The sequence below is a fragment of the Streptomyces sp. NPDC003011 genome (assembly GCF_053591515.1).
Genome location: NZ_JBSFTY010000001.1, coordinates 209,036 through 231,815, shown reverse-complemented (window position 1 = coordinate 231,815; position 22,780 = coordinate 209,036). Strand labels below are relative to the sequence as shown.

The 22,780-nt window shown below is 71.3% G+C and carries 22 protein-coding genes, 1 pseudogene and 1 riboswitch; of the genes and pseudogenes, 13 read left to right on the top strand and 10 right to left on the bottom strand.

Annotated elements, in window-relative coordinates:
- Positions 1-97 precede the first annotated feature (97 nt).
- Positions 98-1,042 (bottom strand): glucosyl-3-phosphoglycerate synthase, encoded by a 945-nt coding sequence (locus ACWD0J_RS01045; RefSeq protein ID WP_451493574.1) that lies wholly within the window; start codon positions 1,040-1,042, stop codon positions 98-100.
- 186 nt (positions 1,043-1,228) lie between these two features.
- A riboswitch (SAM riboswitch) is annotated at positions 1,229-1,387 on the top strand.
- A gap of 18 nt (positions 1,388-1,405) precedes the next feature.
- On the opposite strand from ACWD0J_RS01045, the gene thrC reads away from it, so the two are divergent.
- From thrC to ACWD0J_RS01020, 5 genes are all read left to right on the top strand, one after another.
- Entirely contained in the window at positions 1,406-2,701 is a 1,296-nt protein-coding gene (gene thrC / locus ACWD0J_RS01040) for a threonine synthase (protein ID WP_451493573.1), read from the top strand.
- 139 nt (positions 2,702-2,840) lie between these two features.
- Positions 2,841-3,116: a ubiquitin-like small modifier protein 1 gene (locus ACWD0J_RS01035; RefSeq protein ID WP_286063163.1), complete on the top strand. Its 276-nt coding sequence runs from the start codon at positions 2,841-2,843 to the stop codon at positions 3,114-3,116.
- A 431-nt stretch (positions 3,117-3,547) separates the two neighbouring features.
- On the top strand, positions 3,548-3,751 hold the full coding sequence (locus ACWD0J_RS01030; RefSeq protein WP_010035953.1) for a cold-shock protein: 204 nt from the start codon (positions 3,548-3,550) through the stop codon (positions 3,749-3,751).
- Between the two features lie 325 nt (positions 3,752-4,076).
- Positions 4,077-5,702, top strand: a complete 1,626-nt coding sequence (gene groL, locus ACWD0J_RS01025; protein ID WP_451493572.1) for a chaperonin GroEL — start codon at positions 4,077-4,079, stop codon at positions 5,700-5,702.
- 231 nt (positions 5,703-5,933) lie between these two features.
- Entirely contained in the window at positions 5,934-7,064 is a 1,131-nt protein-coding gene (locus tag ACWD0J_RS01020; protein ID WP_451493571.1) for an NADH:flavin oxidoreductase, read from the top strand.
- A gap of 24 nt (positions 7,065-7,088) precedes the next feature.
- On the opposite strand, the gene ACWD0J_RS01015 is transcribed toward ACWD0J_RS01020, so the two are convergent.
- The 3 genes from ACWD0J_RS01015 to ACWD0J_RS01005 are packed head-to-tail and all read right to left on the bottom strand — an operon-like array spanning position 7,089 to position 8,787.
- Positions 7,089-7,658, bottom strand: coding sequence for a hypothetical protein (locus ACWD0J_RS01015; protein ID WP_451493570.1), 570 nt, complete (start codon positions 7,656-7,658; stop codon positions 7,089-7,091).
- A gap of 33 nt (positions 7,659-7,691) precedes the next feature.
- Positions 7,692-7,964 (bottom strand): DUF397 domain-containing protein, encoded by a 273-nt coding sequence (locus tag ACWD0J_RS01010; protein WP_451493569.1) that lies wholly within the window; start codon positions 7,962-7,964, stop codon positions 7,692-7,694.
- Positions 7,948-8,787: a helix-turn-helix domain-containing protein gene (locus ACWD0J_RS01005; protein WP_451493568.1), complete on the bottom strand. Its 840-nt coding sequence runs from the start codon at positions 8,785-8,787 to the stop codon at positions 7,948-7,950. Before ACWD0J_RS01005 ends, ACWD0J_RS01010 begins: the two co-directional genes overlap by 17 nt.
- Before the next feature lie 117 nt (positions 8,788-8,904).
- Between ACWD0J_RS01005 and ACWD0J_RS01000 the strand changes: the two genes are divergently transcribed.
- Positions 8,905-9,297 carry a hypothetical protein gene (locus ACWD0J_RS01000; protein WP_451493567.1) on the top strand — a complete coding sequence of 131 codons (393 nt, stop codon included), beginning with the start codon at positions 8,905-8,907 and terminating at the stop codon, positions 9,295-9,297.
- Here the strand turns inward: ACWD0J_RS01000 and ACWD0J_RS00995 are convergent.
- From ACWD0J_RS00995 to ACWD0J_RS00985, 3 genes are all read right to left on the bottom strand, one after another.
- The gene (locus ACWD0J_RS00995; protein ID WP_451493566.1) at positions 9,269-10,120 is read right to left on the bottom strand and encodes an aldo/keto reductase; all 852 of its coding nucleotides are present in this window, start codon (positions 10,118-10,120) and stop codon (positions 9,269-9,271) included. The two genes, ACWD0J_RS01000 and ACWD0J_RS00995, sit on opposite strands and share 29 nt — an antisense overlap.
- Positions 10,121-10,188: 68 nt before the next feature.
- A complete protein-coding gene (murQ, locus tag ACWD0J_RS00990; RefSeq protein ID WP_451493565.1) occupies positions 10,189-11,124 on the bottom strand; it encodes an N-acetylmuramic acid 6-phosphate etherase in 936 nt (311 codons plus the stop codon).
- A gap of 151 nt (positions 11,125-11,275) precedes the next feature.
- Positions 11,276-12,199, bottom strand: coding sequence for a MurR/RpiR family transcriptional regulator (locus ACWD0J_RS00985; RefSeq protein WP_451493564.1), 924 nt, complete (start codon positions 12,197-12,199; stop codon positions 11,276-11,278).
- 55 nt (positions 12,200-12,254) lie between these two features.
- Here ACWD0J_RS00985 and ACWD0J_RS00980 point away from each other — a divergent pair, with 55 nt between their 5' ends.
- A complete protein-coding gene (locus ACWD0J_RS00980; protein WP_451493563.1) occupies positions 12,255-12,650 on the top strand; it encodes a hypothetical protein in 396 nt (131 codons plus the stop codon).
- A gap of 7 nt (positions 12,651-12,657) precedes the next feature.
- Entirely contained in the window at positions 12,658-12,936 is a 279-nt protein-coding gene (locus tag ACWD0J_RS00975) for a DUF4031 domain-containing protein (protein ID WP_451493562.1), read from the top strand.
- Here the strand turns inward: ACWD0J_RS00975 and ACWD0J_RS00970 are convergent.
- A pseudogene (locus ACWD0J_RS00970) lies at positions 12,918-13,403 on the bottom strand (GNAT family N-acetyltransferase); the annotation flags it as partial. The gene ACWD0J_RS00975 and the pseudogene ACWD0J_RS00970 overlap by 19 nt on opposite strands.
- Positions 13,404-13,505: 102 nt before the next feature.
- Complete coding sequence (locus ACWD0J_RS00965; RefSeq protein ID WP_451493561.1) at positions 13,506-14,168, bottom strand: HD domain-containing protein; 663 nt, start codon at positions 14,166-14,168, stop codon at positions 13,506-13,508.
- Between the two features lie 535 nt (positions 14,169-14,703).
- Here ACWD0J_RS00965 and ACWD0J_RS00960 point away from each other — a divergent pair.
- The 5 genes from ACWD0J_RS00960 (at position 14,704) to ACWD0J_RS00940 (ending at position 20,498) form a co-directional block, all read left to right on the top strand.
- The gene (locus tag ACWD0J_RS00960; protein ID WP_451493560.1) at positions 14,704-16,899 is read left to right on the top strand and encodes an MMPL family transporter; all 2,196 of its coding nucleotides are present in this window, start codon (positions 14,704-14,706) and stop codon (positions 16,897-16,899) included.
- 110 nt (positions 16,900-17,009) lie between these two features.
- A complete protein-coding gene (locus tag ACWD0J_RS00955; RefSeq protein WP_451493559.1) occupies positions 17,010-18,215 on the top strand; it encodes a sensor histidine kinase in 1,206 nt (401 codons plus the stop codon).
- Complete coding sequence (locus ACWD0J_RS00950; RefSeq protein ID WP_451493558.1) at positions 18,212-18,907, top strand: response regulator transcription factor; 696 nt, start codon at positions 18,212-18,214, stop codon at positions 18,905-18,907. The genes ACWD0J_RS00955 and ACWD0J_RS00950 overlap by 4 nt, the downstream gene beginning before the upstream one ends.
- A 138-nt stretch (positions 18,908-19,045) precedes the next feature.
- Positions 19,046-19,705: a maleylpyruvate isomerase family mycothiol-dependent enzyme gene (locus tag ACWD0J_RS00945; RefSeq protein WP_451493557.1), complete on the top strand. Its 660-nt coding sequence runs from the start codon at positions 19,046-19,048 to the stop codon at positions 19,703-19,705.
- 100 nt (positions 19,706-19,805) lie between these two features.
- The gene (locus ACWD0J_RS00940) at positions 19,806-20,498 is read left to right on the top strand and encodes a copper homeostasis protein CutC (protein WP_451493556.1); all 693 of its coding nucleotides are present in this window, start codon (positions 19,806-19,808) and stop codon (positions 20,496-20,498) included.
- A 200-nt stretch (positions 20,499-20,698) separates the two neighbouring features.
- Here the strand turns inward: ACWD0J_RS00940 and ACWD0J_RS00935 are convergent, their stop codons facing one another.
- Complete coding sequence (locus ACWD0J_RS00935) at positions 20,699-22,741, bottom strand: HelD family protein (RefSeq protein ID WP_451493555.1); 2,043 nt, start codon at positions 22,739-22,741, stop codon at positions 20,699-20,701.
- Between the last annotated feature and the right edge of the window lie 39 nt (positions 22,742-22,780).

Below are 22,780 nucleotides of genomic sequence, written 5' to 3'. Positions count from 1 at the left end.
ACGCCTCAACCTAGCCCGGCCCCGAACCGCTCAAACGTACGGACGGCCTCTTCGGGGTGGTGGCCACCGTCCCGGGGAGCGCGTGCCGCGGCGCACCTCAGGCGACCTTCCGTTGCGCGTACTCGGCGATCTCCGCCATCGGCGGCCGTTCCTCCGTGTCCACGGAGTAGGTGCGCGGCTCGAAGCCCGACCGGCCCCGTTCGAACTGGGTGAGGGAGGGCCGGATCAGGTGACCGCGGGCCAGCCGCAGCTGGGCCGTGCGGTAGATCGCGGCGGACATCCGGCCGAGCGCCTGCCCGTCCTGGTGGCGGTGCTTGCGCACCCCGACGTCGACCTGGGCGAGGGCGTCCAGGCCCGCCAGGTGCAGGGCGTCGATCAGCATGCCCAGCTCCACGCCGTACCCGACGGGGAACGGCAGCTGTTCCAGCAGCGAGCGGCGGGCCGCGTACTCACCGCCGAGCGGCTGCACGAAACCGGCCAGCTGCGGCCAGTGCATGTTCAGCAGCGGGCGGGCCATCAGCTCGGTGACCCGGCCGCCCTGGCCGGCCGCGCCCCGCAGCGGCCGGTCGTACATGCCCTTGACCAGATCGACGCCGGGGTCGGTGAGCAGCGGGCCCACGATCCCGGAGACGAAGTCGGAGGAGAACTCCTTCAGGTCGGCGTCGATGAAGCAGACGATGTCACCGCTGGTGACCAGGAGCGAGCGCCACAGCACCTCGCCCTTGCCGGGGACGGCCGGGACGCGGGGCAGGATGTCGTCGCGGTGGACGACCCGCGCCCCGGCCGCGGCGGCCACCTCGGACGTGCGGTCGGTCGATCCCGAGTCGACGACGACGATCTCGTCGACGAGCGGGACCTGCTGCATGAGGTCGTGACGGATCACGGCGACGATGTCGCCGACCGTCTCCTCCTCGTTCAGCGCGGGCAGCACGACACTGACCGTCTGGTGCGTGGCGCGTTTCGCGGCCAGGATCTTGTGGAGCGGGCGGTCGGTCTTCGACCAGGAGCGGGTGCTCAGCCAGCGCTCGACTTCGTTCAGCACAGTGCGCGGCTCCTCTGCGTTCTCTCGGCGAGCTGTGATCCATGGTCTCTGGGGGGCCATGTGATCCATCTCGCGGTTCGGACGGCTCCCTCAACTGTCCTGGCCTTCGGTTACAGTCTTGAACAACGCTGATGACCATCGCATGTCGGGGTCGGCGTTCCGTTTCAACGATCAACAACTTCATACCGCTCATCCAGAGGGGCAGAGGGATACGGCCCGATGAAGCCCCGGCAACCCTCCAGCCGGTCTCGTAGCGATCACCGTCGATCGTTTCCGCGAGGCTCCCCGGCTCGGGAAGGTGCCAAATCCGTCTCACGGCGAGATGCGTCGTGAGGAAGATGAGGAGAAAGGGCCTCGCCTCACATGGCTGCGCAGACTGTTGCAAGCACCACGGACAGCATCACCGGCTCCCCTGTCGACCTCGGCCCCGCCGCCGCGCTGAGCTGCCGCGAGTGCGCTCACCGCGTCCCCCTCGGCCCGGTCTTCGCCTGCGAGGAGTGTTTCGGCCCGCTGGAGATCGCCTACGACTTCTCGGCCTACGACACCGAGGAACTCCGCAAGCGGATCGAAGCGGGACCCTCGAACATCTGGCGCTACGCCCCGCTGCTGCCCGTCCCGGCCGACGTGGCGACCAAGCCCAACATCAACCCCGGCTGGACCAAGCTCGTCAAGGCCGACAACCTCGCGCGCGAACTCGGCGTCACCGGCGGACTGTATGTGAAGGACGACTCCGGTAACCCGACGCACTCCTTCAAGGACCGGGTCGTCGCCCAGGCCATCGAGGCCGCCCGCGCCTTCGGCTTCACCACTCTCTCCTGCTCCTCCACGGGCAACCTGGCCGGTGCCGTCGGCGCCGCCGCCGCCCGGGCCGGCTTCCGCTCGTGCGTGTTCATCCCGCACGACCTGGAGCAGGGCAAGGTCGTCATGGCCGCCGTCTACGGCGGCGAGCTCGTCGGCATCGAGGGCAACTACGACGACGTGAACCGCTTCTGCTCCGAGCTGATCGGCGACCCGGCCGGCGAGGGCTGGGGCTTCGTCAACGTCAACCTGCGGCCGTACTACGCCGAGGGCTCCAAGACGCTGGCGTACGAGATCTGTGAGCAGCTCGGCTGGCGGCTGCCGGACCAGCTCGTCGTCCCCATCGCCTCCGGCTCCCAGCTCACGAAGATCGACAAGGGGCTCCAGGAGCTGATCACGCTCGGGCTGGTCGAGGACAAGCCGTACAAGATCTTCGGTGCGCAGGCCGAGGGCTGCTCGCCGGTGTCCGTCGCCTACAAGGCCGGGCACGACGTCGTCCGGCCGCAGAAGCCGGACACCATCGCCAAGTCGCTCGCCATCGGCAACCCGGCGGACGGCCCGTACGTGCTGGACATCGCGCGCCGGACCGGTGGCGCGGTGGAGGACGTGAACGACGAGCAGATCGTCGACGCGATCAAGCTGCTGGCGCGGACCGAGGGCATCTTCGCGGAGACCGCCGGCGGGGTGACGGTGGGTGTGACCCGGAAGCTGATCGAGAACGGGCTGCTGGATCCGACGCTGACGACGGTCGTGCTCAACACCGGTGACGGGCTCAAGACGCTGGACGCGGTGGCGGGGACGGGGCTGACGGCGACGATCCGTCCCAGCCTGGAGTCGTTCCGGGACGCCGGACTCGCGTAAGAAGGTTGCTGTTCGTCCGCGGGCCGGTGGGGGCTGGTCGCGCCCGCGCGGCGGTAGCCGCACATCAACACAGCCCCGCGCCCCTGAGGGCGAAGCCCCGCGCCCCTGAGGGCGATCCCCCTGACCGGAGGTCGAATCCATGAGCGTCACCGTCCGCATCCCCACCATCCTGCGCACCTACACCGGCGGCAAGGCCGAGGTCGCCGCCGACGGAGCCACCCTCGGCGAGGTCATCGCCGACCTGGAGAAGAACCACACGGGCATCGCCGCCCGTGTCCTGGACGACCAGGGCAAGCTGCGGCGGTTCGTCAACGTGTACGTGAACGACGACGACGTCCGCTTCGAGCAGGGCCTGGAGACGGCGACCCCGGACGGCGCCGGTGTCTCCATCATTCCGGCCGTCGCCGGCGGCTGATCATTACCTTCGGTAATGTCAGTTACCGAGCGTTCAACGAATTGCCCCCTCCGTAAGAGAAGCGGAGGGGGCAATTCAATGTGGTTGAGCGCGGTACAGTTGGGGAACGCGGTGCCGGACCCCCTGTCGGCGGCCTTTGATCACCGCCTTACGCCCGACAAGATGTAGCCAAAGTGTGTGCCTCTTTCGTGGCTTTTGTGCTCTTTGTGGGGCCCGACTTGCCCTGAATTCAGGCGAATTCTCGCCACATTCCGGATCGTGTGCGTCCGGAATTCTCGTCCGATTGACCTGTTGCAGACGGCAGTTGGGCAGATACATTCGGCCGCGGTCGACGCGTTCCGGCGCACGCCCCCAATCGTGTGGGGGGTGAGGTCTGACCCGGATCCACGAAGTGTGGATCTGTGCAAGGGCCAGTAATAGGGGAGTTAGGCATGGCTCAGGGCACCGTCAAGTGGTTCAACGCGGAGAAGGGGTACGGCTTCATCGCGGTCGACGGTGGTGCGGATGTTTTCGTCCACTACAGCGCCATCCAGATGGACGGGTACCGCACCCTTGAAGAGGGCCAGCGGGTCGAGTTCGAGATCTCGCAGGGCCAGAAGGGCCCGCAGGCCGACATGGTTCGCGTCTCTGCCTGAACGCGCGACCAACCGCAATCCGGTCTTCACCAGGAGGGCCCGTACCCGGGAGGGTACGGGCCCTTCGGCCTGTCCTGGAGGCGTCGGCGGAGTGCCTGCGGGCGGCTGATGCGGGTGCCCGATCCCCGAGAGGAGCTTGCACTCGCAGGGGGCGAGTGCTAATCATTGGCGTTAGCACTCTGACAGTGAGAGTGACAACGAAGGACCGGGTCGGTGAGGCCCGCAGGCCAGGTGGGGCAAGGAACCACGGGGCCGGCGAGCCGTCCGTCGCGGGCGCGGGCGCGGTCCGAAGGAATCACCCCCAGTCCTGGAGGGACCACTTCACATGGCCAAGATCATCGCGTTCGACGAGGAGGCGCGGCGCGGCCTCGAGCGCGGCATGAACCAGCTCGCGGACGCCGTCAAGGTGACGCTCGGCCCCAAGGGCCGCAACGTCGTCCTCGAGAAGAAGTGGGGCGCCCCCACGATCACCAACGATGGTGTCTCCATCGCCAAGGAGATCGAACTCGAGGACCCGTACGAGAAGATCGGCGCCGAGCTGGTCAAGGAAGTCGCCAAGAAGACGGACGACGTCGCCGGCGACGGTACGACCACGGCGACCGTTCTCGCCCAGGCCCTGGTCAAGGAGGGCCTGCGCAACGTAGCCGCCGGCGCCAACCCGATGGCCCTCAAGCGCGGTATCGAGAAGGCCGTCGAGGCCGTCTCCGCCGCCCTGCTCGACCAGGCCAAGGATGTCGAGACCAAGGAGCAGATCGCCTCCACGGCCTCCATCTCCGCCGCCGACACCCAGATCGGCGAGCTCATCGCCGAGGCGATGGACAAGGTCGGCAAGGAAGGCGTCATCACCGTCGAGGAGTCCCAGACCTTCGGTCTGGAGCTGGAGCTCACCGAGGGTATGCGCTTCGACAAGGGCTACATCTCGGCGTACTTCGCCACCGACATGGAGCGTATGGAGGCCGTCCTCGACGACCCGTACATCCTGATCGCCAACTCCAAGATCTCCTCGGTCAAGGACCTGCTCCCGCTGCTGGAGAAGGTCATGCAGTCGGGCAAGCCGCTGCTGATCATCGCCGAGGACGTCGAGGGCGAGGCCCTGTCGACCCTGGTCGTCAACAAGATCCGCGGCACCTTCAAGTCCGTCGCCGTCAAGGCCCCGGGCTTCGGTGACCGCCGCAAGGCGATGCTGAACGACATCGCCATCCTCACCGGCGGCGAGGTCATCTCCGAGGAGGTCGGCCTCAAGCTGGAGAACACCTCCATCGACCTCCTGGGCAAGGCCCGCAAGGTCGTCATCACCAAGGACGAGACCACCATCGTCGACGGTGCCGGCTCCTCCGAGCAGGTCCAGGGCCGGGTCAACCAGATCCGCGCCGAGATCGAGAACAGCGACTCCGACTACGACCGCGAGAAGCTCCAGGAGCGCCTGGCGAAGCTCGCGGGCGGCGTGGCCGTCATCAAGGCCGGTGCCGCCACCGAGGTCGAGCTCAAGGAGCGCAAGCACCGCATCGAGGACGCCGTTCGCAACGCGAAGGCGGCCGTCGAGGAGGGCATCGTCGCCGGTGGTGGCGTGGCCCTGCTCCAGGCCTCCGCGGTGTTCGAGAAGCTGGAGCTGACGGGTGACGAGGCGACCGGCGCCAACGCCGTGAAGCTCGCCCTGGAGGCCCCGCTCAAGCAGATCGCCGTCAACGGTGGTCTCGAGGGCGGCGTCGTCGTGGAGAAGGTCCGCAACCTGACCGTGGGCTGGGGTCTGAACGCCGCGACCGGCGAGTACGTCGACATGATCGCCGAGGGCATCATCGACCCGGCGAAGGTGACGCGCTCCGCGCTGCAGAACGCGGCCTCCATCGCCGCGCTGTTCCTCACCACCGAGGCCGTCATCGCCGACAAGCCGGAGAAGGCGGGCGCTGCCCCGGCCGGCGGCGGCATGCCGGGCGGTGACATGGACTTCTGATCGACCGGTTCCGGTTGATCGACCGTCCTGCGGTACCGAGGGCGGCACCCCTGAAGCAGGGGGTGCCGCCCTCGGGCGTGTCCGGGATCACAGCGGTCGGCGGGGCGCGGTGGAATGCCGGGCCGGGTGGGGCCGGTTGACCAGGGGAGGCAGTCGATGCGTATGCACATACCGTCAGGAATGTCCGGCTGCCGGATCCCCGAACCGACCTGACCCTCCGAGGAGCCCCACGTGACCGCCACTCCCGCCGCCTCCGCCTCCCGCGCGGCCGACGTCCTGGCCCGGCCCGTCTCCCTCAACGGCCTGACCCTCCCGAACCGCATCGTCATGGCGCCGATGACCCGCCAGTTCTCCCCGGGCGGCATCCCGGGCGCGGACGTGGCGTCGTACTACTCCCGCCGGGCCGCCGCGGGCGTCGGGCTGATCGTCACCGAGGGCACCTACGTCGGCCACGCGTCGGCCGGGCAGAGCGACGACGTCCCGCGCTTCCACGGCGAGGAGCAGCTCGCGGGCTGGGCGAAGGTCGCCGAGGAGGTGCACGCGGCGGGCGGCACGATCGTGCCGCAGCTGTGGCACATCGGCATGGTGCGCGAGCAGGGCCAGCCGCCCTTCCCGGACGCCCCCGCCGTCGGCCCCTCCGGTCTGCGCATCGGCGCGGACGAGCCGACCGGCAAGGCGATGACGCAGCGGGACCTGGACGACGTCATCGGCGCGTTCGCCCAGGCGGCGGCCGACGCCGAGCGGATCGGCTTCGACGGCGTGGAGCTGCACGGCGCCCACGGCTACCTCATCGACCAGTTCCTGTGGGCGGGCACCAACCGCCGCACGGACGCCTACGGCGGCGACCCGGTGGCCCGCGCGCGGTTCGCGCAGGAGATCGTGGCCGCGGTCCGCGAGCGCGTCTCGCCCGGCTTCCCGGTCATCTTCCGCTTCTCGCAGTGGAAGCAGGACGTGTACCGGGCCCGCCTGGCCGAGACCCCCGAGGAGCTGGAGGCGATCCTCGCCCCGCTCGCCGCCGCCGGAGTCGACGCCTTCCACGCCTCCACCCGCCGCTACTGGCTCCCGGAGTTCGACGGCTCGGACCTCAACCTGGCCGGCTGGACCAAGAAGCTCACCGGCAAGCCGGTCATCACCGTCGGCTCGGTCGGCCTGGACGGCGACTTCCTCAAGGGGTTCCAGGGCGAGGGTGCCCCGGTCCGCGGCATCGACGACCTCCTCGACCGCCTGGAGGCCGAGGAGGTCGACCTGATCGCGGTGGGCCGCGCGCTGCTCCAGGACCCCGAGTGGGCGGCGAAGGTCCTGGCGGGCCGGTTCGACGAGCTGAAGCCGTACGACGCGGCGGCGCTGCGCACGCTCAGCTGAGGCCCACGCCGGGCCCCGGACGCGCTAGAGGTTCCCGAGCGGCTCGATGTCGACGTGCACGGGGGTGCCCCAGACGCGGAGCACCTCGTAGTCGGTGAACTCGTGGACCAGGCGGTACGCCATGGCCGCGCGGGGACCTCGGCGCGCGGCGGCGAGGTACAGCTCGGCCTCGTGCCGGTCCCTGCGCGGGGTGCCGCACAGCTGCCACGCCTGGCCGTTCCACAGCTCCGGCAGCCAGCGCTGCTGGGGCTGCGGACGGTCCTCCCGGACGCCGTAGCGGGAAGGGGCGGGGTCGGTGGGGTACGGCTGCGCGGCCGGGCCGTTGATCTCGGAGCGGCGGGCCGCCCGGCGCCGGGTCTCGCACAGCAGGCACAGGTCGTGGGCGTTCTCGTCGACCGGGCCGTTCGGGTGCTCGGGGCACCGGGTGGTCGGCGCGGCCGTGGAGACGCTGTCCTCCAGCAGGTCCAGGGCACGCTTGATGTCGGCCTTGACCTCGTGCAGCCGTCCGTCGGGGGTGTCCCCGCTCAGGGCCTCGCCGTGCTCGCCGAGCAGGCGCAGGGCGCGGCCCAGGGCGGTGAGCTGGGCGTGGTTCATGGGGTACGGCTCCGGTCCATGGAAAAACTGTACCTACCCGCGGGTGCGGGCGACGGCCTCGACGAAGGCGGCCCACGCGTGCGGCCGGAACATGAGCTTCGGGCCCGAGGGGTTCTTGGAGTCGCGGACGGGGACGACGGCGGGGAAGCCGTCGGCGACTTCGAGGCAGTTCCCGCCGCTGCCGCCGCTGTACGTCGACTTGCGCCAACGCGCGACTTCCAGGCAGTTGTCTCCGCTGCCGCCGCTGTAGCTGGACTTGTGCCAAGTGACAGCCGCGTCCAGGTCGTATTCAGGGTTGCTCCGCATGGGTGTAATCCTGCGCCACGGTCTCGATCAGGACCAGGGAATTCTCTGGGGAGAGCGCGGAGGCCGTGAGCAACTCGTAGGTGAACCTGTGGTGCCGGACGACGGCCGGGTCGTCTTCCAGGCGTCCCGTGCCCACCCCCTCGAAATATGCGAGCGGAGGCGCGTCCTCGAAGTCCATCAGCTTGACAGAGCCTTCCATCGCGGGGTGCGCTCCCGCATCGAACGGCAGTACCTGCACGATGACCCGGTTCCGGCGGATCATGCCTGCGATGTACTGGAGAGCCTCGGCCATCACCGGCGCCCCGCCCGTCACCCGACGCAAGGCGGCTTCGTCAATCACCGCCCACAACAGCGGCTCTGTTGGATCGGCGAGGATGTGAGCTCTCTCCACCCGTGCCGACACCAATTCCTCGATCACAGCTTTCGGGGCCGTCGGCTGGTAGGCGCGGCACACGGCGCGCGCGTAGGCGGGTGTCTGGAGCAGCCCCGGGATGAGGAGCTGCGAGTACTCCCTGATCGCCGTAGCGCTCGCTTCCGCCTCCGCCGCCTCCGCGAAGTGCTCCGGGTACTTCGACTTCGCCGCCGCCCGGCAGTTGCGTAGGAAGAAGTCGTCCGTGCCCAGGACCTCGTCCAGCATCCGCGCGTACTCCGGCTGCATCCGCCGGGTCCCCGCCTCCAGCTGTCCGATGAACGATCCGCTCACGAACAGCCGTTGGCCCAGTTCGTCCTGGCTGAGACCGGCCTTCTCGCGGGCGTGGCGGAGTTCCGCGCCCAGGAGGGCGCGGGGGGAGGACGACGGGTCGAGGTCCTTGGGTCCTGGCATGGCGGCAACTCCCTGTCGCACAGCAGAGGTTGTTGGGGTGTCCCGTATGGCCAGGTTAGGGGCGTGACGGACACGCTGTGTGGTGAATCACCAACTCTGCGTGGAGAGGAAACGAGCGTGCGGTCGACCGAGGAAGTCGTCGAGTCCCTGCGGGAGGCTCTGGTGGGTGCGGGGGTCGTGCTGCCGTCCCTGTGTGTGGATCCCGTGACCGGGGCCAGTGACGAGCCGTTCGCGCTGGTCGAGCTGGGGCGGTGCAACGTGCGGACGGCCGACCGGCTGGCGTCCGTGCTGCGGGGGGAGCGGCCGGCTGTCGGCGTCCACGTCGTCGACGTACGGGACGGGCGGATCGGTGAGGTGATGGGGCACGTGGGCGGGCGGGTGCAGTTGCGGCCCGTGGCCGGCGGGCGGGAGTGGGACTGCCCGCCGGAGGCGACCGGGCCCGCCCCGCAGGGGGAGGTGCTGCGGGCCCGGGTGCGCAGGGTCAACGAGGAGGGGCGGCTTCCGTCGTGAGGGCGTCCAGCCGCCTCAGGTGGTCCTCGGTGAGGGTCAGGCCGGCCGCCGCCACGTTCTCCTCCAGATGCTCGACGCTCGCCGTGCCGGGAATCGGCAGGAGCACCGGGGAGTGGGCCAGCAGCCAGGCCAGGGCGACCTGGGTGGGGGTGGCGTCCAGGGCGGCGGCCACCTCGGTGATCGCGGGGGTGGCGTCCGCCGCTCCCGGGGCGAGGGGGCGCCAGGGGAGGAACGCGATGTCCGCCGCCTCGCAGGCCTTGAGGACCGGCTCGTACGCGCGGTCGAGGACGTTGTAGCGGTTCTGGACGCTCACGATGTCCACGATCGTGCGGGCCTCGTCGAGCTCGGTGACGGTCACCTCGGAGAGGCCGATGTGGCCGATCTTGCCTTCCGCCCGGAGGTCGCGGAGCGCGCCGAGCTGGTCGGCCAGGGGGGTTACGGGGTCGAGGCGGTGGAGCTGGAGCAGCTCGACGCGTTCGGTGCGCAGCCGGCGCAGGGCCTGGTCCACCTGGGAGCGGAGGGACTCCGGGCGGGCGTCCAGGCCCCATTCCCCGGAGGCGGACCGGACGACGCCGACCTTCGTCGTGACGAGCAGGCCGTCCGGGTACGGGTGCAGGGCCTCGGCGAGGAGCTCCTCGTTGGCGCCCCCGCCGTACAGGTGGGCCGTGTCGATGAGCGTGACGCCCAGGTCGACGGCGCGCCTGACGACCGCCACGGACGCGGCGCGGGCGTCCGCGGGTTCGGTCGGCAGCCGCATCGCCCCGAAACCGAGCCGTCCCACTTCCAGCTCTCCACCGATACGGAACGTCGTCGGTGCCCTCATTCGTTGCCTCCCCCGGTGCGAAGTCCCACGCTAGCAAGGGAAGTTGGCGGAGTCCGGAAAGTGGCGGATCAGTGCCCGGCCGACGCCAGCGCGACGCGCAGACGGCCGCCGGAGTCCTCCAGGAGCCGGGCCGCCGTCGGGCCGTCCACCTCGGCGAGGATCGTCAGGATGGCGTTCTTCACCTCGCCGTCGGTGGCGGCGAGGGCCCGCTCGACCTCGTCGTCCTCCGCGCCGGTGGCGAGGGCGACGATCCGGCGGGAGCGGGCGCGCAGCTTGTCGTTGGAGGCGCGGACGTCGACCATCAGGTTCCCGTACGTCTTGCCGAGCCGGATCATCGTGATCGTCGACAGCATGTTCAGGACCAGCTTCTGTGCCGTGCCGGCCTTCAGGCGGGTGGAGCCGGTGAGCAGCTCGGGACCGACGACGATCTCGATGCCGTGCTCGGCGGCCGTGGCGAGCGCGCTGTCCGCGTTGCAGGCCAGCCCGACGGTCAACGCGCCCCGCCGGCGGGCGTGTGCGACGGCGCCGACGGCGTACGGGGTACGGCCGGAGGCGGAGACGCCGACCACCGTGTCGACGCCGGTCAGCGCGAGCGCGTCGAGGTCGGCCCGGGCCAGCTCCGCGGAGTCCTCGGCGCCCTCGACGGAGGTGACCACGGCCTCCCGGCCGCCCGCGATCACTCCGACGACCTGGGCGGGGTCGGTGTTGAAGGTGGGCGGGCACTCGGAGGCGTCCAGGACGCCGAGCCGGCCGGCGGTCCCGGCGCCGGCGTAGATCAGCCGCCCGCCGCTGGCCATCCGCTCGGCGATGGCGTCGATCGCGGCGGCGATCTCCGGCAGCCGCCGGGCGACGGCGGCCGGCACGGTGGTGTCCTCGACGTTCATCAGCCGGGCGATGTCCAGGGTGGGCAGCCGGTCGATGTCGGCGAGCTCGGGCCGGAACGCTTCGGTGGTCAGGGATTCCAATTGGGCCTGGAGATCGCGGGGATCGGAGGTGGAGGTCATGGTGACAGGCGGCTCTTTCCACTGCGCGGTGCGATGTGTTGCGTGGTGCAGGCGGCTCGGCCCGCGGTTCGGTCTGCGGTCCTGTCTGTGGCCCGGCCCGCGGCCCGGCCCGTGGTCCGGCCCGTGGTCTTGCCTGTGGTCCGGCTGCGGTCTAGCGCCGGTGCCGGTGGGCCAGCGCCTCGTACGACGCGGACAGGGCCGGTGCCGCCGTCTCGTACGTCCGCTGCGCCACGCCCACGAACAGACAGTCCACCACCAGCAGCTGACTGGTCCGCGACGACATCGCCGCGGGCCGCAGTTCGCTCTCCCGGGCGGTCGACGTGGTCAGCACATGATCGGCGTACTGGGTGACCGGCCCGTCGGGCCGGCCGGTGACCGCCACCGTGGTGGCCCCGTGCTCGAAGGCGACCCGCAGCGGCTCGATGACGTCACCGGTCGAGCCGGAGTGGGTGATCGCGAGGGCGACGTCGCCCGCCCGCAGCTGCACGGCGTTGGTGACGGCGAGGTGGGGGTCGCTGTGCGCGTGGGCCATCAGCCCTATCCGCAGCAGCTTCTGCGTGAGGTCCTGGGCGACCAGCCCGCTCGCCCCCACCCCGTACACATCGGTCCGCCGGGCGGCGGCCAGCGCGGTGACGGCCGCGCCGAGCTGCACGGTGTCCAGGCCGGCCGCCGTGTCGGCGAGGGTCTGCCGCTCGTCGTGGGCGAGTTTCGCGACGACGTCGGCGATCGGGTCGTCGACCGCGATGTCCGTCGTGATCGCGGGTGCCCGGCCGGACTGCTGCTGGGCGGCGAGACCGGCCAGCGCCAGGCGCAGGTCGCGGTAGCCGGGGTAGCCCAGCAGGCGGGCGGTGCGGACCACCGTCGCCTCGCTGGTGCCGGTGAGTTCGGCGAGGCCGGTGACCGTGAGGGCCGCGCAGCCGGCCGGGTCACCCGCGACGGCCTCGGCGACCCGCTGCATGGAGCGGGTCATGGACGGGGCGAGGGTGCGCACCTTGGCCGCGAGGGCGGCGGGCGCGGGCGGGGCGGCTCCGCTCCTCGAACCGCTTCCGAAACTTTCCTTCACTTCGCGGGTCACAGGTGAAAGATATTTTCGGCTCGGTGTCGTGGTCAAGAGTGCGCACAATGGGTGCATGGACCCCATCAGCCCCTTGGAGCAGGCGTTGCACGCGGCACGCGCCCTGGTGCTCGCCGACCTGGCCGCGCAGAAGGTCGCCGCCGCGGACGTGGTGTCCATGGTCGAGGACTCCGTCGTCCAGCGCCGCTGGTGGGTCCAGCAGTGGCCGGACGGCGCGCAGTTCGTGGCCGGCCTGGTGGCGCAGGACGTACAGGACGCGCTCCTGGAACGCCACGGGCGCTGGCCGCTGTGCCCGGTGTGCGGCTCCGGCGAGCCGCACGCGCTGGACGTCGAACCGGAACTCGGCCCCGACCCGCACTGGGTGTGCCACCAGGCGGGCGTGAAGGTCGCGGCGGTGGGAGCGCTGGGGTCGGCGGCGGGCGGGCCGGCGGGCGGGGCGGCGTCCTCGTGAGGCTCCGGTGACGCTCTACATCGACCCGCCGACCTGGCCGGGGCACGGCCGCATGTGGTCCCACCTGGTGAGCGACGCCTCGTTCGACGAACTCCACGCGTTCGCCGACGGCTTGGGCGTCCCGCGCCGGGCCTTCGAGCGCGACCACTACGACATCCCCTCGCACCGGTACGCGGACGTGGTGGCCGCCGGCGCGGTGCCGGTCGGGTCCAAGGAACTGGTGCGCCGGCTCACGGAGGCGGGGTTGCGCCGGCCGAAGGGGCGGCCTCAGCCGCGCAGTTCGTAGACGAGGTACTCGTCGTCCTCGCTCACCTTCGTGAACCCGGCGCGTGAGATCAGCCGCTGGGACGGGAGGTTGGCCCGGTCGACGACCGCGAACAGCGCCCGTACGCCGTCGCGGGCCAGCGCCCACCGCGACAGCGTGCGCAGCGCCTCGGTGGCGTAGCCCCGGCCGCGGGCGCTCTCCACCAGGTCGTAGCCGACCTCGGCGCGGCCCTCGTCGTCCGGGGCGCCGTGGAAGCCCATGCCGCCGACGGCCCGGCCGTCCGCGCGCCGCACGAGGACGAACAGCCCCCACTCGGGGCGGTGCACCCCCGCCTCGTACGCCTTCGTGACGATCCCGGCGGCCTCCCGGGTGCCCTCGAAGGGGCCGCCGTCCAGCCATACGAACCCGCCGTCACCGCCCGCGCGGAGGTCGGCGGCGGCCGTGGGGGTGACGCCCCGGAGCGCGAGGCGGCCGGCGGGGATGACGATCGTGCCGTCGTCCCCGGGCGCGCCCGGCGGCCGTCCTTCCGCCCGGACGGGCTGCTCACTCACGACGCCTGATCCTTCCTGCGGAGGGCCGGGTCCCTGACGCTACTCCGGGTCGGGCCCAGACGTGAGCAGTTCCAGCTCCGCCCGCAGGTTGTAGCGCGCCGTCGCCTCCCACGCCGTCGCCCCGTGCGGTGTCCGGAACAGCCGGGGCAGGGCGAGGAGTTGGCGCAGGACCGTGGCGCGGCCCGCGCGGAAGGCGTCCGGCGGGACGAAGCCGTACTCCTCGCGGACGGCGGCCGTGTAGGCGGCGTACGCGGAGGGCGGGGCGGCGAGGACCGCCAGGTCGGCGTCGCACAGGACCTGGCCGTCGGGGTCGTCGTCGGCGGGGTCGTGGGTGACGGTGAGGCGGACCAGGCGGGCCACTTCGGCCGTCTGCGCGGCGGGCACCCCGGCCTCGGGCAGGGCGCGTTCGGCGAGGCGGGCCGAGCGTTCCTCGTTCTCGGAGCGGTCGGGAAGGTAGACCGCGTCGTGGAACCAGGCGGCCAGGCGTACGACGTCCGGGTCGGCGGCGTGCGGTGCGAGGGCGTCGATGTGGTCGAGGACCGCGGTGAGGTGGGTGAGCGTGTGGTAGCGGCGCTGCGGCTCCTGCCAGCGGGCGAGCAGGTTGTCCGCGTACGGCGTCGGGTCGGGGCCGGTGGCGTCGGGGCCCCGGGCTCCTTGCAGGGCGCGGGCGAAGCGGGTGCGCAGGGCGTCGAGATCGGCCATGCTCCCATTCTGGCGTCTGGCGTCTGGCGTCTGGCGTCTCCGGCACATCGTCGCCCAGCTCAACTCCGTCGAGTCCACCCTCGGCCTGATCGCCTGAAGGGCAGAACGTCATGCGCCGGCGCCGGTGTCCGTCGGACACTGGAGGCCCAGCCCGTCCACCCCACCGCCGCGGCACCCCGGCCAACGACAGCCGTCCAGGCCGCGTGATCCGTCATGGCAGGTGATCGGGCGCCGGACTGAACGCCACGACATCGTCCAGGCCCCGGTCTCTCGCGGGCGGCGACGCTGTCGTGCATGTCAGCCGGGGTGACCATCACGAACAGCGGGAGCCCTTCGAGGTCCACGATTCGATGAGGGCCCATTCGAGGTCGGTGCCGGTGGCGGCCGGCGGGTTGTCGTTCCGGAGGTGGACATGCCGCCCGTGGACTACTGCGATCTCAGTAGTCCGGATTGTCGGCAGCCGCACGACGACGCGACGGGGCCTGCTCGAGGAGCCTGGTGAAGTCCTCGTATCAGAAGTGGAGACCTCCGTCCCGTGGCTACTTTTCTCTATCGACTGGGCCGTCTGTCCTTCAGGCGGCGTTGGGCCGTCACCTTGGTGTGGGTGGCGGCCCTGGCCGCCGTCGGCGCGGGTGCCGCCATGGCGCCCGCTGTCTCCGACGACAGCTCCTCCATGCCGGGCATCGAGTCCCAGCAGGCTCTGGACCTGCTGAACGAGCGGTTCCCGACGTCAGGGGCCGACGGGGCGAGTGCCCAGGTCGTCTTCGTCGCTCCGGACGGGCAGAAGGTCACCGCGGCCGACAGCCGGGCATCGATCGAGCACCTGGTGGCTGAGGTCGGCGACGGGGCACAGGTCGCCGGTGCGACGGACCCGTTCGCGTCGGGCGCGGTGAGCAAGGACGGTTCGACCGCGTACACCAAGGTCACCTACAAGGTGGGCGCCGAGGACCTCACCGACGCCAGCAGGAACGCGCTTGATCAGGCGCTCGACCAGGCACGCGACACGGGTCTGACCGTCGAGGCGCGCGGTGACGCACTGGCCTCCGAGGTGTCAGCGGGCGGGGCCGCGGAGGCGATCGGCATCGCCATCGCCGCGGTGGTTCTGCTGATCACCTTCGGGTCGATGGCCGCAGCCGGGCTTCCGCTGCTGACCGCGGTCATCGGCGTCGCCGTCAGCATCGCCTCGATCATGGCCCTGAGCAGTGCGCTGGACCTTTCTTCGACGACCAGTTCGCTGGCCACGATGCTGGGACTGGCGGTCGGGATCGACTACACGTTGTTCGTCGTCTCCCGCTATCGCGAGGAGCGGGCCAAGGGACACGCACCGCACGAGGCAGCCGGGCTCGCCGTCGGCACCGCCGGTTCGGCGGTCGTCTTCGCCGGGCTGACCGTTGTCATCGCGCTGGCCGGCCTGTCCGTGGTCGGTATTCCCTTGCTGACGAAGATGGGACTGGCCGCCGCCGGAGCGGTCGTGGTCGCTGTCCTCATCGCGCTGACCCTCGTCCCGGCCCTGCTCGGCTTCTGGCCGAACGCCGTACTCGCCCGCCGCGTCCGCAAGGGCAGGCAGGGCAAGCAGGACGGTAGTGATCAGAATGGGGGGACCCGCTGGGCCCGCTTTGTGCTGCGCCGCCCGGTCCCCGTACTGCTCGCAGCGGTCGCCGGTCTGGGAGTCGTCGCGCTGCCGATGGCCGATCTTCAGCTGGGTATGCCCGGGGACGAGGCCAAGTCGACGTCCACCACCGAGCGTCGCGCCTACGACGCCCTCGCCCAGGGCTTCGGCCCTGGCTTCAACGGTCCGCTGACCATCGTCGTGGACGTCGAGGACGCGGCCGACCCGCAGGCCGCGGTGAAAACGATCGAGCGGAAGATCGGAGACACCCCAGGGGTCGTCTCCGTCTCACCTGCTCAGTTCAACCCGGCGGGCGACACGGTCGTCTTCTCCGCCGTACCGTCCACCGCCCCCACCGACCAGCAGACAAAGGACCTGGTCAGCACCATTCGTGCTGAACGTACAGCGACTCGGGCGGACACGGGGGCGGCCTTCGCCGTCACCGGCACCACAGCGGTCAACATCGACATGGCGCAGAAGGTCCAGGACGCGCTGATCCCCTATCTCGCCGTCGTGGTGGGCCTGGCGGTCCTGCTCCTGATGGTGGTCTTCCGGTCCGTGCTCGTACCCCTCAAGGCCGCCGTGGGATTCCTCCTGTCGCTTCTGGCCTCCCTGGGCGCGGTGGTCGCCGTCTTCCAGTGGGGCTGGGGCGCCTCACTCCTCGGCCTGGAGCAGACCGGACCCATCATGAGCCTGATGCCCATCTTCCTGGTCGGCATCGTCTTCGGTCTCGCCATGGATTACGAGGTCTTCCTCGTCTCGCGGATGCGGGAGGCGTACGTGCACGGAGACCGGCCGAGTGTCGCGATCGTGAGCGGCTTCCGGTCCAGTGCCCGCGTCGTAGTGGCGGCCGCGCTGATCATGATGGCCGTGTTCTCCGGGTTCATCAGCGCCGGCGAGTCCATGATCAAGACCATTGGGTTCGGCCTGGCTGTCGCTGTCTTGTTCGACGCCTTCGTCGTCCGTATGGCGATCGTCCCTGCAGTCCTCGCGCTCCTCGGTGAGCGGGCCTGGTGGCTGCCGCGCTGGTTGCAGCGGATCCTGCCCGACATCGATGTGGAGGGCGAAGCGCTCACTCGCGTCCCGTCCACCCCGGCCGAGAGGGAGCCGGTGCACGTCTGACCCCACGCCGTACCCCGGCGGGCCGTCCGCAGCGTCGTGTACGGGCGGCCCGCCGGGCATGTACCGGACGGTTGACCCACCATGGTCGAAGCACCCGACAGGAACCCTGGATGATCAGCACCTGGCAACGATTCTCCTCAGCCCATCCCCGCGTCACCGACGCGGCGGTGGCGGTGCTGCTGTTCGTGGCCTCTGTCGGCGGGGCCTCCCTTCCTTCCCCCGGCGTCGCCCCGCAGGCGCTGTGGCCGGCCGTGCTCCTCGCGGTCATCGCCTGTGGTGCCGCGCTGTGGCACCGCAGTCACCCTCATGCGGTCCTCGTTCTCACCACGACCTGTGCCATGACCGCCATGGTGCTGGGCTACCTGGCCACCCCACTGCTCATGGCCCCTGCTCTGGCCGCCCTCTACTGGCTGGCCCTGCGCGCCTCGCCGAAGGCCACCTATACCTGCTCCGGCGTCGTAGCCGTCCTGCTGGCGTCCACGGCGCTGCTGTTCGATCCCGGCCACCTGCCGCCCTACCTCGACGTGATCAACTCAGCCACCTGGTGGGTCCTGCTCGCGGCCGCCCGCGGCCAGACGATCCGGCTGCGGCGCGCCTATCTCGAGGCCGTGCACGCCCGCGCCGAGCACGCCGAGCGCACCCGCGAGGAGGAAGCGCGCCATCGCGTCGCCGAGGAGCGCATGCGCATCGCCCGCGAGCTGCACGACGTGGTCGCCCATCACCTGGCGCTGGCCAACGCCCAGGCGGGGACCGCCGCGCATCTGGCACGCACCCACCCCGAACAGGTTCAGCAGATCCTCACCGACCTGTCCGGCACCACCTCATCGGCACTGCGCGAACTCAAAGCAACCGTCGGTCTCCTGCGTCAGGCAGGCGACCCCGACACATCCCTGGAACCGGCGCCCGGGCTCGCCCGTCTTTCCGAGCTGATCACCGCCGTCGAGGCAGCAGGTCTGCATGTCATTCTGACCACCGAGGGCGAGCCCCGACCGCTCTCGCCGGGGGTGGATCTGACGGCGTTCCGTATCGTCCAGGAAGCACTGACCAACGTCACCAAACACGCCGCCACACCATCGGTGTACGTACACCTCACGTACACCCGGACCCAGTTGGCCATCACGGTCACCAACGGCTCGACCACCGCGCCGACGTCCAGCGCGGGAGACGGCTTCGGCCTGATCGGCATGCGCGAACGTGCCCACTCCCTCGGCGGTGAACTGCACGCAGGTCACCGCCCCGACGGCCGCTTCGAAGTCACCACCGCACTGCCGCTGCACGCGCACACCACGGAACCGGAAGAAGACGCCGCCTCATGACCATCCGCGTTCTGCTCGCCGACGATCAGGCGCTCCTGCGCGCCACCTTCCGCATCCTCATCGACTCCTGCGAGGACATGGAGGTGGTCGCCGAAGCCGCCACCGGCGACGAAGCCGTGGCGCTTGCTCGCACCCACCACCCCGACCTCATCCTCATGGACATCCGCATGCCCGGCAGTGACGGTCTGTCGGCCACGGCCACCATCTGCGCCGACCCGGCCCAGTCCGCCACCCGTGTTCTCATCCTCACCACCTTCGAGACCGACGAACACGTCGCCCAGGCCCTGCGCGCAGGAGCCAGCGGTTTCCTCGGCAAGGACGTCGGTGTGGATGTCCTCATCGCAGGCATCCGCACCGTGACCTCGGGGGACTCACTCCTGTCTCCTGCCGCCACCCGCGCCCTGATCACCCGTTTCCTCACCACGCCCGACCCCGCCAACCATCTGGCCGCTCCCGAACGCCTCGCCGACCTCACCGCGCGCGAACGCGAAGTGACCGCGCTGGCCGCGGAGGGTCTGTCCAACACGGAGATCGCCGAGAGGCTCTTCGTCAGTCCCCTGACCGTACGCACCCACGTTCATCGCGCGATGACCAAGCTCGACGCCCGCGACCGCGCTCAACTGGTCGTCTACGCTTACCAGTCCGGCCTCATCCGCCCCACACCACTACCCCGCACCGAAACGAATCAGTAGGCACCGCCGCGTTGCGACATGGCAGGCGGAAGCAGATGGAGGGCCGCGGTCGGATGCGGGCGCTGCGGTCCAGGCTGCTGTCCTTGGCGTCGTCCGCCCTTGTGCAGAGCGGTGTGCCTTTCAAAGATGGGTTCTGACATGGATGAAGCACGTGATCCCGAGCTGCCCGGGCGGCTCCTGACCGTCGAGCGGGACGCGCTGGTACCGCTGTTGCGGGGCCGGGCGGAGGAGGACTTCGCGGTGCCGGTCGGCGCGTGTCCCGGGTGGAGCGTGCGGGACGTGCTCGCGCACTGTTCGGCCGCGCTGGCCCGGGTGGTGGAGCACCGGTTCGAGGCGGGGGTGTTCTCGCCCGCGTCCAACGACCGGGACATCGCGGAACGGGCCGGCTGGTCGCCCGCGCGGGTCCTGGACGAGCTGGAGCGCGGGATGACCGAGGCGGGGCCGGTGATCGCCCGGGCGGGGGGCCCGCTGGACAAGATCGCGCTCGGTGAGTGGGTGCACGCGGGGGATGTGCGCGAGGCGCTCGGGGTGCCGGGAGCGTACGGCGGCGCGGGGCTGCCGGACGCGCTGTCCCTGCTGGTGCGGGTCACCCGGGAGCAGGGGCACGTGCCGCTGCACGCCGATCTGGACGACGTCGACGAGCCGCTGCGGCTGGGCGGAGTGCCGGGGGAGCGGACTCCGGCGCGGTTCATCGGGGAGGCCGCCACGCTCGTGCGGCTGTGTGCGGGGCGGTCGGTGGCGGGGGCGACGTACGAGCTGGCGGGGGCGACGGAGGAGGAGCTGGACATCTTCGGGTGAGCGTGCGGATGAGCGGCGGGTGAGCGGGACCGTACAGGCGTAGTCTTTGGACCTGAATTGGACTAGACCTGTAACCGGCCGCTGAGACGATTGGGGTCCCATGAGCGAGCGTGCAGTCCTGGAGGTGATCGCCCTCGACGTGGAGGACGCGGTCGCCGCCCAGGCCGGAGGCGCGGACCGCCTCGAACTGGTCACCGACATGGCGGCGGACGGCCTGACCCCGCCGGTCGGGACCTTCGCCGGGATCCGGGCCGCCGTCGACCTCGCGCTGCGGGTGATGCTGCGGCCGGCGGACGGGTTCACGGCGGACGACGTCGAGCGGCTCGTGCGGACCGCGCGCGAGCTGCGGGCGGCCGGGGCCGACGAGTTCGTGCTCGGGTTCCTCGACGCGGACGGCGGGGTGGACCTGGCGGCCGTGGAGCGGGTGGTGGCCGTGCTGGACGGCTGCCGCTGGACGTTCCACCGAGCGATCGACCACGCCGCCGACCGGGACGCGCTGAGGAAGCAGCTGGACGGGCTGTCCGGGCTCGACACCTACCTGACGGCGGGTTCGGCGTCCGGCGTGGACGCCGGCCTGCCCACGCTGCTCGCCGAGGCGGGGCGGCGGGGGGAGCCGGGGTACGAGCAGCGGTTGCTGGTGGGCGGGGGACTGCGGCTGGACCACGTGCCGGTGCTCCGGGAGGCCGGCATCGACGGCTTCCACATCGGCGGGGCCGCGCGGCCGGGGGGCTGGGAGCGAGGCGTCTCGGCGGAGGCGGTCGCGGAGTGGCGTCGGGTGGTGGACGGGGGATAGCGGGGGTACGTGATTCGGGGCCGGTGCGGCGCCCGGGGTGGGACGTGTGGCCCGGGGTTGGCGGGGTGTCGTGCGGGCCTGCCTGTGCCGGACCGGCGGCACGAGTGCCCCCACCGAAGGCGGGGGTGGGTCGCGTGGGCCGGGGTTGGTGGGGTGTCGTGTGCGCCTGCTCGTGCGGGAAGGCGGGTGGGGCGGGGGTGTCAGGTGAGCTGTGGGGGCAGCGGGGCCGTGTGGGTCACCGTCAGGCCGGAGACCGCTCGGGTGAGGGTGACGTACAGGCGGCGCAGGCCGGTGCGTTCGTCGGGTTCGCCGTCGACGATCGCCTGGGGCTCGTCGAGCACGACGTAGTCGTACTCCAGGCCCTTGGCCAGGGAGGCGGGGACCAGGGTCAGGCGGGTCTCGTGCGTGGTCTCCTCGCCCGGGGCCAGATGGCCGAGGCCCGCCGCCGCGAGCGCCTTTGCCAGGGCCGGGACGCGGGCGTCGGCGGCGATCAGGCCGGTGGAGCCCTCGTGGCGGAGCGACTGCTCGCAGGCGGCGACCACGTCGGCCGCGTCGGTGACCGGGCGGACCTCGAAGAAGCCGGGGTTCTCGCGGACCGACGCGACCGGGGCCAGGCCGGGGGCGATGTGCGGGAGGAGACGGGAGGCGTACGCGATGACGTCCGTCGGGACGCGGAAACCGGCCGTCAGTTCCTCGATCACGCCGTCCGTCTTGCCGAGGTGGGCGAGCGCCTCGTCCCAACTCCGGGTCGCCCAGGGGGTGGTGCCCTGGGCGAGGTCGCCGAGGACGGTGGCCGACCCGGTGCTGCAACGGCGGCCGACGGCCCGGTACTGCATGGGGGAGAGGTCCTGCGCCTCGTCCAGGACGACATGGCCGAGCGAGTGCGTGCGCTGGACCAGGTCCTGCGCCTCGTCGATCAGCACCGCGTCCGCCGCCGACCACTTCGCCGACTTCACCGACCGCACCGGCTTCGCCCACAGGATCGTCTTCTGCTCGTCCGCGCTCAGCACGCCCTGCGCGTGCGCGGCGAGGAAGTCCGCGTCCGTCAGCAGACGCAGCACCAGCTTCGCCGGGTCGACCGGCGGCCAGACCTGCCGGACGGCCGCCTTCACCGCCGCGTTGCGGGCCACCGCGTCCTGCACCCGGTCGTCCGGGGCCTCGCCCGAGCGCTCCATCTGCACCAGCACGGCGTGCGCGATGCGCTGCGGGAGGGCCTCGCGGGCGGCTCCGTAGCGGATTCCCCGGTCCAGCAACTCACGCACGATCTCCTCCAGTTCGTACACCGGGACCCGCCAGCGGCGGGAGCCGCGCACCACCACCACCGGCTCGGCCGGCATCGTCACGTGCGCGTGGACGGCCCGCCGCAGCACCTGCGCCATCCTCGCGTCGCCCTTGACGATCGCCGCCGCGGTCTCGTCCGTACCGCGCACGTCCACGTGCGCGACCAGATCGTCCACAGTGGCCTGGCGGACCGTCAGTTCACCCAGTGCGGGCAGCACCTGCTCGATGTAGTGCAGGAAGGACCGGTTCGGTCCGATGACGAGGGTGCCGGTGCGGGCGAGCCGCTCGCGATGGGCGTAGAGGAGATACGCGACCCGGTGCAGGCCGACGGCCGTCTTCCCGGTGCCCGGCCCGCCCTGCACGCACACCGTCCCGCCCAGGCCGGCGCGGACGATCTCGTCCTGCTCGGGCTGGATGGTCGCCACGATGTCCCGCATCGGACCGACGCGCGGGCGCTCGATCTCCCGCTGGAGCAGCCTGCTGGTGGCCGGGGCCTCCGCCGGGTCCGAGAGGTGCTCGTCCTCGTACGCCGTGAGGTCGCCGCCCGTGTAACCGAAGCGACGGCGCAGCGCCACGTCCATCGGGTCCTTCTTCGAGGCCCGGTAGAACGGCTGCGAGACCGGCGCGCGCCAGTCGATGACCATCGGGTCGCCGTCCTGGTCGTGCACGTGCCGGCGCCCGATGTAGAAACGCTCGCCCCGCGCGCCTTCCGCCCGCTCGGCGCCAGGGGAGCGGAGGTAGTCGAGGCGGCCGAAGAACAGCGGGGTGTCACTGAGGTCGGCGAGGGCCTTGACGCGCTCGTCGATCTGGCGGGAGAGGACCTCCGCGTTGACCCAGTTCGCGGTGACGTCGCTGATGTCGAGGGACTCGACGTCCTCCCGCATGGCACGCAGGGCGGCGCGGGAACGGGCGAGGTGGGAGCGTTCGCGGGCGAGGGGGTCGTCGCCGACGGGCGTGGACAAGGGGGTGCCTCCGGTGGGCCTACGGGATACGCGGTCGCG